At 49.4% G+C, this 15723-nt stretch carries 14 protein-coding genes; 7 read left to right on the top strand and 7 right to left on the bottom strand.

Translation table 11 applies throughout. The features are described 5' to 3' along the window. Positions 1-7 precede the first annotated feature (7 nt). The 4 genes from GILYN3_RS10415 (at position 8) to GILYN3_RS10400 (ending at position 4272) form a co-directional block, all read left to right on the top strand. A complete protein-coding gene (locus tag GILYN3_RS10415; protein ID WP_049722923.1) occupies positions 8-862 on the top strand; it encodes an alpha/beta hydrolase in 855 nt (284 codons plus the stop codon). Positions 863-1277: 415 nt separating this feature from the next. Further along, complete coding sequence (locus GILYN3_RS10410) at positions 1278-1475, top strand: CsbD family protein (RefSeq protein WP_049722922.1); 198 nt, start codon at positions 1278-1280, stop codon at positions 1473-1475. A 454-nt stretch (positions 1476-1929) separates the two neighbouring features. Continuing rightward, positions 1930-2535, top strand: coding sequence for a gluconate 2-dehydrogenase subunit 3 family protein (locus tag GILYN3_RS10405; RefSeq protein WP_157484919.1), 606 nt, complete (start codon positions 1930-1932; stop codon positions 2533-2535). 21 nt (positions 2536-2556) lie between these two features. Then, positions 2557-4272, top strand: a complete 1716-nt coding sequence (locus GILYN3_RS10400; RefSeq protein ID WP_049722920.1) for a GMC oxidoreductase — start codon at positions 2557-2559, stop codon at positions 4270-4272. Between the two features lie 245 nt (positions 4273-4517). On the opposite strand, the gene GILYN3_RS10395 is transcribed toward GILYN3_RS10400, so the two are convergent. From GILYN3_RS10395 to GILYN3_RS10375, 5 genes are all read right to left on the bottom strand, one after another. Beyond that, the gene (locus GILYN3_RS10395) at positions 4518-6212 is read right to left on the bottom strand and encodes a cation:proton antiporter (RefSeq protein ID WP_049722919.1); all 1695 of its coding nucleotides are present in this window, start codon (positions 6210-6212) and stop codon (positions 4518-4520) included. Between the two features lie 511 nt (positions 6213-6723). Then, positions 6724-7617 (bottom strand): UDP-2,3-diacylglucosamine diphosphatase, encoded by an 894-nt coding sequence (locus tag GILYN3_RS10390; RefSeq protein ID WP_084005348.1) that lies wholly within the window; start codon positions 7615-7617, stop codon positions 6724-6726. A 135-nt stretch (positions 7618-7752) separates the two neighbouring features. After that, complete coding sequence (gene znuB, locus GILYN3_RS10385) at positions 7753-8538, bottom strand: zinc ABC transporter permease subunit ZnuB (RefSeq protein ID WP_049722918.1); 786 nt, start codon at positions 8536-8538, stop codon at positions 7753-7755. Beyond that, positions 8531-9331, bottom strand: coding sequence for a zinc ABC transporter ATP-binding protein ZnuC (gene znuC / locus GILYN3_RS10380; protein ID WP_232305565.1), 801 nt, complete (start codon positions 9329-9331; stop codon positions 8531-8533). The genes znuB and znuC overlap by 8 nt, the downstream gene beginning before the upstream one ends. Next, positions 9295-9789, bottom strand: coding sequence for a Fur family transcriptional regulator (locus GILYN3_RS10375; protein WP_049722916.1), 495 nt, complete (start codon positions 9787-9789; stop codon positions 9295-9297). The genes znuC and GILYN3_RS10375 overlap by 37 nt, the downstream gene beginning before the upstream one ends. Before the next feature lie 69 nt (positions 9790-9858). Here GILYN3_RS10375 and GILYN3_RS10370 point away from each other — a divergent pair, with 69 nt between their 5' ends. Together GILYN3_RS10370 and GILYN3_RS16660 are read left to right on the top strand one after the other, a co-directional pair. After that, positions 9859-10764, top strand: coding sequence for a zinc ABC transporter substrate-binding protein (locus GILYN3_RS10370; RefSeq protein ID WP_198147343.1), 906 nt, complete (start codon positions 9859-9861; stop codon positions 10762-10764). 51 nt (positions 10765-10815) lie between these two features. Continuing rightward, a complete protein-coding gene (locus tag GILYN3_RS16660) occupies positions 10816-11028 on the top strand; it encodes a hypothetical protein (RefSeq protein WP_157484917.1) in 213 nt (70 codons plus the stop codon). Between the two features lie 26 nt (positions 11029-11054). On the opposite strand, the gene GILYN3_RS10365 is transcribed toward GILYN3_RS16660, so the two are convergent. Further along, complete coding sequence (locus tag GILYN3_RS10365) at positions 11055-11327, bottom strand: hypothetical protein (RefSeq protein ID WP_049722914.1); 273 nt, start codon at positions 11325-11327, stop codon at positions 11055-11057. Between the two features lie 353 nt (positions 11328-11680). On the opposite strand from GILYN3_RS10365, the gene polA reads away from it, so the two are divergent. Beyond that, entirely contained in the window at positions 11681-14410 is a 2730-nt protein-coding gene (gene polA / locus GILYN3_RS10360) for a DNA polymerase I (RefSeq protein WP_049722913.1), read from the top strand. A 485-nt stretch (positions 14411-14895) separates the two neighbouring features. Here polA and yihA read toward each other — a convergent pair whose 3' ends face one another. Then, positions 14896-15570 (bottom strand): ribosome biogenesis GTP-binding protein YihA/YsxC, encoded by a 675-nt coding sequence (gene yihA, locus GILYN3_RS10355; RefSeq protein WP_049722912.1) that lies wholly within the window; start codon positions 15568-15570, stop codon positions 14896-14898. Positions 15571-15723: the final 153 nt, after the last annotated feature.

Genomic DNA, 15723 nt, shown 5'->3' with positions numbered 1-15723 from the left:
ATTTTTCGTGTTGGCATTAACCTTGGGGGTGTTGAGTGGTTGCAGCGGCACAGGTGTTCTTAATGCGCTCAATCGCGCAGACCATTACCAAACGGCTAAAGGTATTGCCTACGGCCCTCACGAGCGTCAGCGGTTAGATATTTATCGGCCTCGCGAGTCGGCCAATGCTTGTGTGATTGTATTTGTTTACGGCGGCAGTTGGGACAGTGGCGCCAAACAGCAGTACGGTTTTGTCGCGGCGGCTTTAGCGCGGCGTGGTTATACAGTAGTGGTACCCGACTACCGCCTTTACCCCGAGGTAACACATCCCACCTTTGTTGCAGATGTGGCCAAAGCTGTGGCCAGCGAGCCGGTGCAGCAATTGATAGCAGATAAAACGCTGGTCATGATGGGCCACTCGGCGGGTGCTATGATTGCGGGCCTGATCAGCTACGATGTTAAATATCTGCAAGCGGTGGGTTTAAACCCCGATATTATTGCCGCCTACGTTAGCTTGGCCGGCCCGCACGATTACTTTTTACCTACCCAGAATCCTCGTTGGGCCAATATTTTTGGTGACGATGAGGCCGAGCAGGTAGCTGCATTAACGGTGAATCATATTCGGGCTACAAATCCGCCCACTCTCATCTTACATGGCGCGAGCGACGAAACCGTCACCCCTAAATCTGCGGTGTCGTTAGAGCAAAAACTAAAAACCGCTGGGGTCTCGGTAACACGTAAGACGTACCCTGAAGTGACGCATGTAAAAATTTTGGCGGCTATGGGGCGGCCGCTGGGCTTTTTGGCCCCAACATTAGATGACGTTGATGAGTTTTTGCAGATGAGGTGCAACGGGGCTAGTGTCGGTAGCCATGCGCATTAAGCTGTGCGGTCAAAGAGCGCAGCTTGTCTGAGTTCAAGTTGGGCGATTAACTTTGCCCGTGGGTGCTATGTGATAAAGCTCGGTTGACGGTAGCGAAGTTAACTCAGGCACTTGGTCGTTAAAAATAAAAATAAAGGTCGGTATAAGGTTTCTATCGGTTAACTATTAAGCCTCTTTTAACGTTAAGCTTCAGTAAGAATTACAAACCGAGAAAAATTTACTGAAAATTTTCCACTCATAAGATATAAAAAATACGATATCCGCCGTTAAGGCTGACGTATTATCAGTGCCCATCGCTTATGCGCAATAAAAATTCCTCTAGTTTTTCTCTTTGGCATGCAACCTGCTGTATCCCATGCACAACCTTTAAAGGTTTTAGTAAAACGGTAGAAATCATCAACTATGAGGAATTACTATGAACAACGATCAATTTGAAGGTAAGTGGCATCAACTCAAAGGTGGCGTGCAAGCCCAGTGGGGCAAGCTGACTAATGATGATGTGGACAGAATAGAAGGTAATCGTGAAAAGCTTGCAGGTGAAATTCAGGCCAAGTACGGTAAATCTAAAGAAGAAGCGAAAAAAGAAGTTAATGATTTTATTGATAGTCTTTAATTGTTTGGTGTCTGTGTCGCTCTTCTGAAAGTATAACTTCAGAAGAGCGAACCAGAAAAAAGATTAAATTAGCATCACGAGTCTCGAAGCTAGTGATTCTTAAGTTGAGGATTGGCGTAATTTATAATTTATGAACTTAGGTCTTTTCAGTATGGTTTATGCTGAAACCAAGTCTTGCTCACATTTCTTTATGTTTTCTCTTAAAACATCTAAAGGGCGGCCTTAGGGTTTGTCCGATACTTCCAGTTTTTCTTCGTTTGCCATACAAGAGTTAATACTGTGTTGTTTGCGCGCTAGCTGACTTTTGCCGTTATCTATGCTGTGTGGGTATCGTTGTATCGAAGCTCTGTACCGACAAGAATTGTTAATCTGTACAAAAGCGGTTGCGGTGTTAAAAACCTATTTGGTTTAATCGGTTACATTGTACAATCACACCTAACCATGGGCCCATGCCGTGATCAAAGATTCCCAGCCAATGGCAGATGCCAGCAAGCGAGATTCTCTTAAAACTCTGGCCGGACTGCTAGGTCTTGGCCTAAGTGCCACCACTTTGGATGTTCTTGCCGATTACCAGCCACCTCAAGATTTAGTCACCGATAGCCCCAAACTGTTTAGCAAAGCGCAGATGCGCTCTGCCTCGGCGTTGGCTGAGGTGGTTATTCCTACCACTGATACCCCAGGTGCACAGGCGGTTGGCGCACACCACTACCTTGATTATCACCTCAGCCGATGCGCTAGCAAGCCCGAGCAGCTGGCCATAACCGGTTTGCTAGACAAGCTGGACGCGACTGCGTTACGTGGTCACGAACGGCTTTTTGCCGCTTTAAATGCTGAGCAGCAAAGCGCTCTGGTTGAAAAGCTGCACGCCGGCCAAGCGCCCTTTACTGCTGCCGATGCAGACACGTGGAGCTACTTTATTTCGCTGGTGGTGTTGGCCTATTACAGCAGTGAAGTGGGCGCTACCCAAGAGCTTAGTTATCTTGCTGTGCCCGGCGGCTATGATGGTGATATGCCGTTTTCTGAAGTGGGCCGAGCCTGGTCTTTGCAACCTTTTATTTGATTTTCTGGAGTTTAACCAACCATGAGTTATCCCTATATTTCTGTGGCCAAAGAGCCATTTGATGCGATTGTGGTCGGCTCCGGTATAACCGGTGGATGGGCGGCAAAAGAACTGACGGAAAAAGGCTTGAAAACCCTGATGGTCGAGCGTGGTCAAGCGGTGGAGCACCGTAAAGATTACGTCGGCGAAGGTGTTAAAGCTTGGGAAATGCCCCTGCGCGGCAAGCTCGACCGTGAGACGCTAGAGCAAGATTTTTATGTGCAGAAAAAATGTTACGCGTTTAACGATGCCACCAAACAATTTTTTGGCAATGACCGTGAATACCCCTATCAGCAAGAAAAGCCCTTTGACTGGATCCGTGGCAACGCCCTGGGCGGTAAGTCACTGTTGTGGCATCGGCAGAGCTACCGCTTAAGTGATTTGGATTTTGCGGCAAATGCCAAAGAGGACGTGGGAGTTGACTGGCCCATTCGCTACGCGGACTTAGCCCCTTGGTACAGTTATGTCGAAAAGCATGTGGGTATTAGTGGCTCTAAAGAGAATCTTGCGGTACTACCCGACAGTGAGTTTTTGCCTGCATTTGAAATGAATCAAGTAGAAAAGGCGGTCAAAAAACGTCTAGAGCAACGCTACAAAGACCGCAAAATGATTATGGGTCGCTGCGCGCATTTGTCTAAGCCCACGCCCGAGCATATGGCGCAGGGGCGCTTTCAATGTATGGCGCGCAACGAATGCCAAAAGGGATGCTCGTTTGGCGCTTACTTTTCAACACAAAGCTCAACTCTGCCAGCCGCCATTAAGACCGGCAATTTAACGATTGCCACAGACAGCGTGGTGCACAGCGTTATTTACGATGATAAGCAAAACCGGGTGACCGGGGTGCGGATCATTGATTCGGAAACTCTGGAGGTGCGAGAGTATTATGCTAAGGTTGTGTTCTTGTGTGCGTCTACGCTTGGAACGACGCAGATTATGCTCAACTCCACCAGCGAAGCATTTCCCACCGGCTTGGCTAATTCATCGGGTGCATTGGGTCACTATTTGATGGACCATATTTACGGCGCGGGTGCTACGGCCAGTGTCGAAGGTTTTCACGATAGCTATTACAAAGGGCGGCGTCCTACCGGTATTTATATTCCCAGGTTTCGCAACGTTGATAAGCAAGATACGAATTTTTTGCGCGGCTACGCTTTTGGCGGCAGTGCCCAGCGCGACAGTTGGCAGTCGCTAGCTGGCAGTGGTTTATATGGCGCGGCACTGAAAGACAAAATTCGCAGTGCCGGTGATTGGGGATTTTATTTGGGCGGGCAGGGCGAAATGCTGCCCCACTATGACAATCATGTACGTCTCGACTCTAGCAAAAAAGATAAATGGGGTATTCCGCAGCTCATTATGAGTTGTGAACATCGGGATAATGAAAAGAAAATGATTGTTGATATGGGGGAGAGTGCCGCCGAAATGCTGGAGGCGTCGGGGCTGAAAAATGTCAAAGCTCGGGTTGCTCCTCGCGCCCCCGGCTTGGCGATTCACGAAGTGGGTACGGCACGAATGGGTCGCGATCCTAAAACCTCGGTACTCAACGGCTATAATCAAAGCCACGATATTCCCAACCTCTTTGTGACGGATGGCTCGTCGTTTGCCTCCAGTGCCTGCCAAAACCCATCGCTCACCTTTATGGCATTAACGGCACGCGCTTGCGATTACGCAGCGAGCGAGTTGGCCAAGGGCAAGCTTTAACTTATTTTATTTACGGAGGCTGGAAGGGGCTTGTTAACAGGCTCGGTTTTACCGGCGCCTAGGTTGCACCGAGCTACTACATTGAATGTCTATTGCTGTAGAGATGAGCCCCACCGCATTGTTTTATTAACAGGAACGGTAATCGTGTTGATCAATCATACAGGTGCTGCTGTGGATGATGAATTTGCCACATGTTAATGGACACCTCTATGTAACGTAACTAGAGGTTAAAATTCCAAGGTCCACTAATGCTGGTGTTCTTTTAGTGGGTCAGAAAGGCCCTCTAGTAAAAGTTCTGCAGCGCGATCTGCCGCATCTTGGAATGGTTCTAACACAAGGTCTACGCCGAGATTTTTTAATGCTTCCGTTTCTTGTTTACTTTGCGATACGGCTGCGAGTTTCATCGCTAGGCCTGCGGAATTTACCGATTGTACAATTGTTTTTTTTGTATCTTCATAAGATAACCCAGTGTGGTGATGGGGGATGGTGGATACGATCCACTGGGCGTGACGCAAGGGTAATTCTTGTAAAAATTCAGCATCGGTTACGTCACCGTAGGCGGAGTCCAATCCTAGTAGGCCCCAGTGTTTGGTGGCCGAGGGATTAAAGTCTAGCCCCAGAACTTTTATCCCTTTGTCCGCAAGACGCGTGGCGATGGCAGTTCCTAAGCGGCCTAAGCCAAAAATAATAACTTGGTGGTGATTATCCGCTTGATGTTCAGGGCATTGCTCGCGGCTTGTGTTTTTCCGTTCAAATATGTTTAGCCGTGGTTCAAAAAAAGCATAAATTTGGTGAGAATAGGTAATCATGTAGGTGGATAGGGTGATCGTAATCATGCCAACCAATGTTACTAAGCCAAGAATGTCTTGCGGTACATGCCCCAGACCAATGCCCATTGCGATAAAAATTAATGAGAATTCACTAATTTGTGCAACGGTTAGTCCGGCTAAAAATCCTGTTCTTTTTCGGTATCCCATAGCGCCCATAATGATTAAGACGATAAGAGGGTTACCAATCAAGACAAACAGTGAGAATACAACGGCTCCCGAAACATGTGAGCCGAGTTGAGATAGGTCCAGATTTGCACCTAGTGCAATAAAGAAAAATAACAACAGAAAATCGCGTAACGGAGCCAGCCGCGCAGCAATACTTTCTCGGTAGGGTGTCGAGGCCAGTGCTACGCCGGCTAGCAGCCCCCCGACTTCCATGCCCAATCCTACGGCGTTACCTATGGTGGCAAACAGTGCGGCTTGAGCAATCGCGTAAATAAGAAGTAGCTCGGGGTTTTTGGCAATCTGCTCTGTGAGTGGGGTGGCAATGTATCGAATAAAAACGATAACAAATAACAATAAGCCAAGACCCGAGAGAGCAACTTGCAGTATAGAGCCATTATTTTCACCGCCATGACCAGCGCCTATACCAATGGTCGCGAGTACGATCATGGCGACCACAACAACGAGGTCTTGAACAATCAAGAATCCCAGTGCAATCTGGCCATGCAGCGAGTCTATCTCCCGTTTATCGGATAGCAGTTTTACAATAATAATGGTGGATGAGAAGGTTAGGGCGACGGCAACATAAATGCTGGATATGTGGTCTAGGCCAATGGCAATGCCAATGAGATAGCCAACAATGGATGTGAATGCGACCTGCCCAAGGCCGGTGAAAACGGACACGACGCCAATGGAGCGAATAAGCTTTACATCTAGTTTGATACCGACCAAAAAAAGCAGAACGGCAATGCCGAGCTCAGAGAGAAACGCGATTTGATCTTTAGAGTGCACAATATCTAGCGCGGATGGGCCGGCAAGCAAGCCAACGGCGATAAAGCTCACAATTAGAGGTTGTCTTAACAATGATCCGATAAAGCCAATGATGGCTGCCAACACCAGTAATGCAGAAATTTCTGCGAAAGATGACTGCGTAATTAACTCGACCAATGTAAGTTCTCCAAATTAAGTCTTATGTGCTATGCACTGCTCGATGAACCTGTGTGTTTGTTGTGCGATTTTGTTGTGAGCGTTTTGCAATATAATCGTTGCTAATCTTACAGTATAAAGCCGTTTTTTGGGTTGTATTGGCGTTGGTGTTTTGTCCATTAGCCGCGCTTGCTTATGGCTGCATTGCAGCGGCAACCTCATCACTTAAGCGAACGTATCTAAACCCGTCCATCTACATAGTGCTACTAGGTGCGGCATTGTATGACGGCTGTGGCTTATATAATACTTGAGCTTGAATAATGGGTGGCATTTTCGACGCGGGGACTTGTTTCTTTGAGTTTAAATAGTCGCACTATGGGGTATGCTGGCGGCATTAGTAATTCGATGGATTGCAGCTTTGAATAAAGACTGGGCGAGTTTATAGGCGATTAGTGCTGTGTTAAACGCCCTTGTCTTTGACGGTGTTAGGGCTATTTTTATCTTGATTCATAGCCCGTTGTCTTGGCGGTTATTAAGCAAATTGCTTTACCGCAAGGGGCTTTTCTTGGTCGCGCCATTGCGCTTGCTCACTAAAATGCAGTAAGCGCATGTGGCCCGAATAATCTTCTACTAGTGCGGTGCAGTTTTCGATCCAATCGCCGGTATTACAGTAGCGAATACCGTTGCTTTCGGTTAGCGCCGGGTAGTGGATATGGCCGCAAATCACACCGTCAAAGCCGCGTCGACGAGCTTCATCGGCAGCTGCTTTTTGATAAGTTTCGATAGCGTCTTTTGCACCTTTGATGTTGTCTTTGATCATCCCTGCCAGCGAGAAATAAGGCCGGCCTCGCCATTTGCGCCAGCGGTTGGCCCAGCGATTGATAAACAACAGCAAATCGTAGCCGATATCACCAAAAACGCGAGTGATATGGGAGAGGTTAATGTGGGCATCCATCGCGTCGCCATGCATGATCAAGTAGCGTTTGCCGTTGGCGCAGGTGTACTCGTGTTCTTCGATGATCTCAATAGGGCCAAACAAGTGACCAGCAAAGCGACGCATGGGCTCGTCGTGGTTGCCGGGCACATAAATGACGCGAGTGCCGTTGTTGGCCATGTCATAGAGTTTTAGCATCACTTGATAGTGTTTTTGGGGCCAGCGGAATTTACGTTTAAGCGCCCACATATCGATGATATCCCCCACCAAATACAGCGTATCGCACTGCACACAATCGAGAAACTGCAACAAGTATTCTGCCTTGCAGTCGCGGTAACCGAGATGTAAATCGGATATCCAGATAGTGCGGCCTTTGATGACAGCACGTTGTGTGGCTTTAGCTGTCGGCTTAACCGCTTGGGTTGTAGGGGGTGACGATATTACCGGTGTAACGGGTGTTGCAGAGAGAGACTCACGGGCAGTCGAGGTCATGGCGCAGTTGCCTATATCAGCTGTCTGTTGGCCCAAAGTGTGGCCAGCAGCGGTGACCGTTAGGCGACAATTTGGTGAAGCTTTGGTGACAATAGGCTTTATGCTGAGCTTGAGGTTTGTGTCGTGTCGAGCGTGTTAGGTCCCCTGTTTTTTTATCAGTGACACAACAAACACGGCGGTGGCGCCCAGCACAATGGCTGGACCGGCGGGCCAATCCCAATAAAAAGAGGCCGTTAGGCCGCTAATAACCGCCAGCGAGCCAATACCGCTGGCAAACAGCGCCATTTGCTCGGGGGTGCTGGCCAAGCGGCGCGCGGTGGCGGCGGGAATAATCAACAAGGCGGTAATCAGTAGTACGCCAACAACTTTCATGGCGATTGCGATTACTAGCGCCATCAATAACATCAGCGCGGTACGGACGGCGGTAACGGGTACCCCTTCTACACGAGCAAGATCTTCATGTACGGTAATGGACAACAGTGGCCGCCACAAATAGGCCAGCGCGCCCAGTACCAACACCCCTACCACCCAAATAGTGGCAACGTCCACCGCGGTAGTCGCGAGAATGTCACCAAATAAGTAACCCATGAGATTGATACGCCCAGGGCCGATGAGGCTAATGGCGACCAACCCCAATGCCAAGGTGGAGTGAGACAAAATACCCAGTAGAGTATCGGTGGCCAGTTGCCGCCCGCGTTGCAGCGCGACCAGTACAAGGGCAATCAATAGGCAGCCGGTGGCGACGGCAAGATTAATATTGATATCTAGTAGAAACCCTAAGGTGACACCCAGTAGTGCCGAATGGGCCATAGTGTCGCCAAAATAAGCCATACGTCGCCAAACGGCAAAACAGCCCAGAGGTCCTGATACCAGTGCCACTCCTAAGCCGGCGGCGAGTGCTAGCAGTAAAAACTCAGGCATGGGACTGGCTGTCCTTGTGCGCATGATGCAGCTCGCCGCAATCGTCGTGGGCGTGATCGTGGTGGTGGGTGTAGAGCGCCATTTGCGCCTCGGCGCGGTGCCCAAATAGCTCGAGGTAGGCAGGGTTAGCTGTTACTTGTGAGGGATGCCCTTGGCAACAAACATGGCCGTTTAAGCACACCACGGTATCGGTATTGGCCATAACTAAGTGTAAATCGTGAGATACCAACAGCACGCCGCAGCCTAGTTCGTGGCGCAGCTCATTAATTAATGCATAGAGCGCCGCTTGACCGGCGACATCCACGCCTTGTACTGGCTCATCGAGCACTAATAGTTGCGGGTTGCGCAACAAAGCCCGCGCCAATAGTACTCGCTGGGTTTCGCCACCCGATAGCGCTTGCAGGTGTTGTTCTAGCAAATGAGCGGCGCCGGTGCGGGTCAATGCGCCGGTTATAGCGGCGAGCTTGCTGCCGCCCAGCGCCAAAAAGCGTTTAACGGTGAGCGGTAAGCTGGGGTCGATATGCAGCTTTTGTGGCATATAGCCGATACGTAGCCCTGGTTGCTGCACCAGCTCGCCACTGTTGTAAGGCATTAGGCCCAGCAGTGCCCGCACCAGTGTGGTTTTACCTGCGCCATTAGGGCCAATTAGCGTGACTATTTCACCAGCATGTACGGTTAAATCGGCACGATCCACCAATGTGCGCTTGGCGCGAATAACCGACAGTTGTCGCGTTTGCAGTAATATCGCTGGGTTGTTCATGGTGCGGTTGTGCTTGTGCGGCAATCGGGGCATAAGCCAAAGACTTCGAGCGATTGCGATACGACGGTAAAGCCTGCTTCACCGGCGGCGTGCTGAATACTATCGCTGACCGTTTTAGAGTGAATTTCTTCGGCGCGACCACACTCATCGCACAGTAAAAAGTGGCTGGCGTGGGAATGATCTGGGTGTGGGCAGCCGATAAACGCATTCAGGGCACCGATGCGGTGGATCAGTTTTTGTTCTAATAAAAAATCCAGCGCGCGGTATACGGTTGGTGGTGCTACTTGGCGTGTGGCTTGAGCGGCCAGCAGGTCGATAAGCGCATAAGCGCCTAACGGTTTGTGGCTTTGCCAAATTAGCGCTAATACTTGTTTACGCAATGGTGTTAACCGCGCTCCGCGCTCTGAGCAAAGGCTGACCGCCGCTTGCAACGCATCGGTGACGCAGTGTTGATGATTGTGGGCGCTAAACGCCGAGGGTGTATTGTCCATGAATTCAGTATAACTGATATGTTATACTATAACTATTCAGTCTTTGATCGCTTGCTAGGTTGTCTTTATATGCACATCTCTTATTTTTTGCGCCCGTTATTATTACTCGCCTTATTGCTGGCTGGTGTTGCGGTGCGGGCGCAGCCGCTGGAGGTCGTTGTTAGCGTTAAGCCGCTGGCAATGATTGCCGGGCGTGTGGCAGGTGCGGATGCGCAGATACGAACGCTATTGCCACCGGGTGTTTCTCCACATGATTTTGCGTTAAGGGTGTCTGATATGCGCCTGATTCGCGGCGCCGATTTGGCGTTGTGGGTGGGGCCCGAGCTAGAGAGTTTTTTGCAGAAGCCCTTGTCTACTTTACCCGTGGGCAAAGTCATAACGGCAGCAAGCTTAGATTTAATTAATTGGCCGGTTGATCGAGGCACGACACCGCCAAAAGATGCCGATGGACACATCCACGCGCATGCTCAGGGGCGTGATCCGCATATTTGGCTTGACCCAGCTAATGCAGTAGTTGTGGCGCAAGAGCTGGCGTTAAGGTTAGGCCAGTTGCGTCCGGCGCAGGCGGCGGCGTTTGCTGCGCGTGCGCAACAGTTTGCCCAGGAGTCAGACGCACTGGATGCGCGTTTGCAGCAAATGTTGGCGCCGGTAAAAGAGCAGGGTTTTGCGGTATATCACGACGGATACCGCCATTTTGTCGCGCGTTATCAGCTTAATCAGGTAGATTATGTCGCTTTGACGCCCGAACAGCGCCCAGGTGCACGGCATTTGTACGAACTAGAGAAGCACTTGCAGAGTGAGGCCGCATGCTTGTTTATCGAACCTTACGCCGATAGTCATGCTGCCCTCGCCCTCGCTCGACGCGTTGGATTGCAGACGGGGGTGTTGGATCCGTTGGCAAGTGATGTGGCGATTGCCGATTATCCTAGCTTAATGAACCGCTTAGCGGCGGAGCTGGTAAGTTGTTTACAGTAGGGGAAGTAAGTAAGTATTACGAATTAAAAGGCAAGTGCTCGATGAAATTCATTGAAGCGCATTAAGAGAGTTTCTGAGGGAGGTAATAAAGGGAAACAGTTGGTTGTTCAGGGCCTGCTGCAGGCGATCATCGGCGTTGGAACCGATTCTGCTTTGCACCTTGGTGAACAACCAAAGCTTTTCAATTCAATCATCAAATCTTGCGTCGATGTCCGTATCGTTGTCGAACTGTCCAATCATACTGATGTACCACTCTCGCGATAAATCATATGTCTGTGCTTCAGCTGTTGTTACAGGTTCAGCTCGCGTTGCATTTTTTCATTGAACTTTTCGTTAATCTTGGCGCTTAACTTGTCAGAAATTGCATCGGTTTTGTCAGCAAAGTCCACGTCGATCACTTTTAGTTCTTTAGTCGCCAATTTTCGTTCTGATTTAATGTTGATCGCTTGAGCGGTTTGATTGGTAGCCAAGGTAAGGCTGTTATCAGCTTGCTCGGTGGCGTCGTTTGCAGTAACGCCGCTGGCAAATAGTAATCCTGCCAGTAAAACACCATAGGTCTTCATGAGATCCCTCCATTGGTTTAGGTGATGTTACACGTCGGTGTGTCGTGTAACGGTATTGTAATCGGCTGCTTTTGGCGGCCTGCTACAATATGTTACCCATGGTAACAGATGGCAAATAATTGTCTATGGTATTAACGATTATATTTGCCAAATAGTAGAAATATGTGCTCCAGATCACCGATGTTGGCGGGGATTTTTATTTTCTGGGTGTTTTTTGATCGGTAACACTTGGGGTAACTCTGAAGACGACCAAAGTGAGAGGCGGGGCTTTGGTGTATCCTTGCGACTGCTTCGGCCATCAATTGGCCACGTTAGGTCTTAGGTATCAGAAAAAGAGCACACGAGAGAAAATTATGAGCGATCAAAAACCTGTCGTTTTAGTGGACGGCTCCTCTTATTTGTATCGCGCGTATCACGCGCTGCCACCATTAAATAACTCTCGCGGTCAGCCGACCGGTGCTGTTAAAGGGGTGATCAGCATGCTGCGGCGGCTGTTAAAGGATTACCCTGATAGCCCTGTTGCGGTAGTGTTTGATGCAAAGGGTAAGACTTTTCGCGATGAATTGTTTGCCGAATACAAGGCGCAACGGCCGCCTATGCCTGACGATATGCGTCCGCAGATCGAACCGATACATAATATTGTTAAAGCTATGGGTCTACCGCTACTAGTCGAGGAGGGCGTTGAGGCCGACGATGTGATTGGTACTTTGGCTGTGCAGGCCATTGATGGTGGGCGTCCTGTAGTGATCTCGACTGGCGATAAAGATATGGCGCAGTTGGTTAATCATAAGGTAACACTCGTCAATACCATGACAGGTAGTGCGCTAGATGAGGCGGGTGTAAAAGAAAAGTATGGGTTTGGTCCAGAGCTAATGATCGACTTTTTGGCGCTGATGGGCGACAAAGTGGACAATATTCCCGGTGTGCCAGGGGTAGGTGAGAAATCGGCAACAGCCTTGTTGCAGGGCATTGGTGGGCTCGATGCCTTGTACGGCAATTTAGAGGCTATTCGTGAGTTGGATTTTCGTGGCGCGAAAAAAATGCCTGAGAAATTGACCGAGCACCGTGACCAAGCGTATTTATCTTATGAGCTCGCCACTATTAAAGTGGATGTGCCACTGCATATTACCGTCAATGATATTGAGTTAGGCCAACCCGACAATGCAGCCTTAAAGGCGTTGTTTGAGGAGATGGAGTTTAATGCCTGGCTTAATGAATTGAACGCCAGCCCCAGTGCTGCCACTACAGATTTTATAGAGCCTAAAGAGAAAGTAAGTATTCACTATGACACTATATTAAACAAGGCCGATTTTAATCAGTGGTTGCAGCGGTTACAGAGCGCTGAGCTATTCGCCTTTGATACTGAAACCACCAGCGTACAGGCGATGAGTGCCGACATAGTGGGGCTGTCGTTTGCGGTAGAGCCAGGCCGCGCCGCCTATGTGCCGTTGACGCACGATTACCTAGAGGCCCCCGAGCAGCTTGATCGTGATTGGGTGCTGGATCAATTAAAGCCCCTGCTAGAGGATGCAAGTAAAGCTAAGGTAGGGCAAAATTTAAAATATGATCGCAATGTGCTGGCTAACCATGGCGTTATTCTCAAGGGCATCGCCTGGGATACCATGTTGGAGTCTTACATCCATAACTCGGTCGCTGGGCGTCACGATATGGATTCGCTGGCGATGCGTTTTTTAAACGAAACAACGATTCATTTTGAGGACATTGCCGGTAAAGGTGCCAAGCAGCTCACTTTTAACCAGATAAAGATAGAGGATGCAGCCCCTTACGCCGCCGAAGACGCCGATATTACTTTGCGTTTGCACACCGCTATTTGGCCGCAGTTACAGCAAGATGAGCCACTACGTAAAGTGCTGATGGATATCGAGATGCCGTTGGTGCCGGTGTTGGCCGACATCGAGCGCAATGGCGCTTTGGTGGATGCCAAGCAGTTGGGAATACAAAGTAAAGAGCTGGAATTGCGCTTGACGGAACTTGAGCGTGAAGCGTTTGCGGCTGCCGGCACAGAGTTTAATCTAAGCTCGCCCAAACAGTTGGGGGTGATTTTGTTTGAAACCCTCGGCTTGCCGGTTAAAAAGAAAACCAAAACTGGAGCCCCCTCAACAGCCGAAGAGGTGCTGCAAGAGCTGGCGCTTGATTATCCGTTACCCAAGCTATTGTTGGAGTACCGGGGCTTGGCGAAGCTTAAGTCTACCTATACCGATAAACTGCCGAAGATGATCAACCCTCGTACTGGTCGGATTCATACCTCATATCATCAAGCGGTTACGGCCACGGGGCGTTTGTCATCGGCTGACCCAAATTTACAGAATATCCCTATCCGTACTGAGCAAGGCCGACGGATTCGCAAGGCCTTTGTGGCGCCAGCTGGCTATAAAATCCTAGCTGCTGACTACTCGCAAATTGAATTGCGAATTATGGCCCACTTGTCGGACGATGAAGGCCTGTTGAGTGCTTTTGCTCAAGGTCTGGATGTCCATAAGGCGACAGCAGCGGAGGTGTTTGGCACCGATGTCGACAGTGTTACGGACGAAATGCGTCGTCGTGCCAAAGCGATCAACTTTGGCTTGATTTACGGTATGTCGGCCTTTGGTTTGGGCAAACAGTTAGGGCTGGGGCGCAACGAGGCGCAGGGGTATATTGACCGTTATTTTGAGCGCTATCCAGGTGTGGCGCGATATATGGAAGATACTCGTGCGCTGGCTCATGCTACCGGATATGTCGAGACGATACATGGACGGCGTTTATACCTGCCCGAGATAAACGCTCGCAATAAAATGTTACAACAAGGTGCCGAACGTACCGCGATTAACGCGCCGATGCAGGGCACAGCCGCCGATATTATTAAAAAAGCCATGGTCAGCGTGGCTGATTGGCTTGGGGTCAGCGGCTTGGATGCCAAGCTGGTGATGCAGGTGCACGATGAGTTGGTGTTAGAGGTGGCGGACGTGGATGTAGATGCCGTGCGCGTAGGTGTGATTGAACGAATGAGTGCGGCTGCTGACTTAAAAGTACCGTTATTGGTTGAGGCCGGCGTTGGCAACAACTGGGATGAGGCGCATTAGTCCGTTGTTTTGCAGATTCTGACGCCGGCAGAGGAGAAAATGGAAAAATTTTATACAAATACTGAACTTTCCCGCAGTAAGGGGCTCTGAGTATTAGCGTATTGAACAGTTTAGTTTTTTCATGAGCTCCTCCTCTATTGGCTAAATGCCAACTTGGCAGAATTATTTTCTGACATCAGACCCCAATCATATGGTTGGGGTTTTTTTTATCTAAAGTTTGGCTGGGGTCGCCAACAAGCCTAAGGCTATTGACGTGGTTCCAGCCGTTGTACTTAGAAAAGGGCGGCGGTACAAAATTTTACAGTGGCGAATGAACTAACTCGAAAGTGTTGAGTCTTAAATTGTAGGTTGAATGCATAGCATGCAAATCCGTTACTGACATCACCCCCCAAGGATGTCAGGGTTGTGGCCGATAACAATTTGTTATCGGCCTTTTTTTTACCTATAAATTGGGGCGCCGGCGCTTCACTGAACGACGTAAGCACTTACGAGTCTTGCTCGTCACCTGCTATTGCCTCAGGCTCCTGTGGTTCGTCTTCAAACTCTCGGCCGCCTTCTAGTAGCCAGCTAGACAATTTAATCCTTAGCTCATCGAGTCCAGTCTTTTTTAACGATGAAAACATCTGCACGCTAATAAGATCATCCACTTCAGCTTCTTTTAATTGTTTTTTGATTTGTAGCAAAATGGTGTTGGCGGGGCCTTTTTTCAGCTTGTCGGCTTTGGTTAACAACAAATGCACCGGCATGTTGGTCTCTACTGCCCAATTGATGACCATGGTGTCAAAATCTTGCATCGGATGACGAATATCCATGACCACCACTAATCCTGTCAGGCAGCGGCGCTCGTGCAAGTATTCGGATAGGTTTGCTTGCCATTTTTGCTTCATGGCCAGTGATACTTTGGCGTAACCATAGCCGGGTAAATCCACCAGCCGAGTATCCTCGGTCAGATCAAAGTAATTAATAAGCTGGGTGCGGCCGGGGGTTTTACTGGTGCGCGCCAGTTTGGAGTTGTTGGTTAAGGTATTGATGGCACTGGATTTCCCCGCGTTAGAGCGTCCAGCAAAGGCCACTTCACGTCCAAATTCGGGGGGACATTCGCGAATACTGGGGGCGCTTTGAGTAAAGTGGGCGCGGTTGAAAGCGATGATGTCGGACATGGTAAATACTCGTTGTTGGACTTGTAGGGATTGTGGTTCGCAGTGTACCGGTTTCGGGTTTGGTGGGGAATTGTTCAGAGCTTCCCGAGTTAGTATATAATGCCGGCTGCAACCGGGCCCTGTTGGTAAAAGAGGGCCTCAATCTCTGCCTAA

The organism is Gilvimarinus polysaccharolyticus, from assembly GCF_001187555.1.
Lineage (GTDB): Bacteria > Pseudomonadota > Gammaproteobacteria > Pseudomonadales > Cellvibrionaceae > Gilvimarinus > Gilvimarinus polysaccharolyticus.
This window is presented reverse-complemented; position numbering and strand designations above follow the sequence as displayed.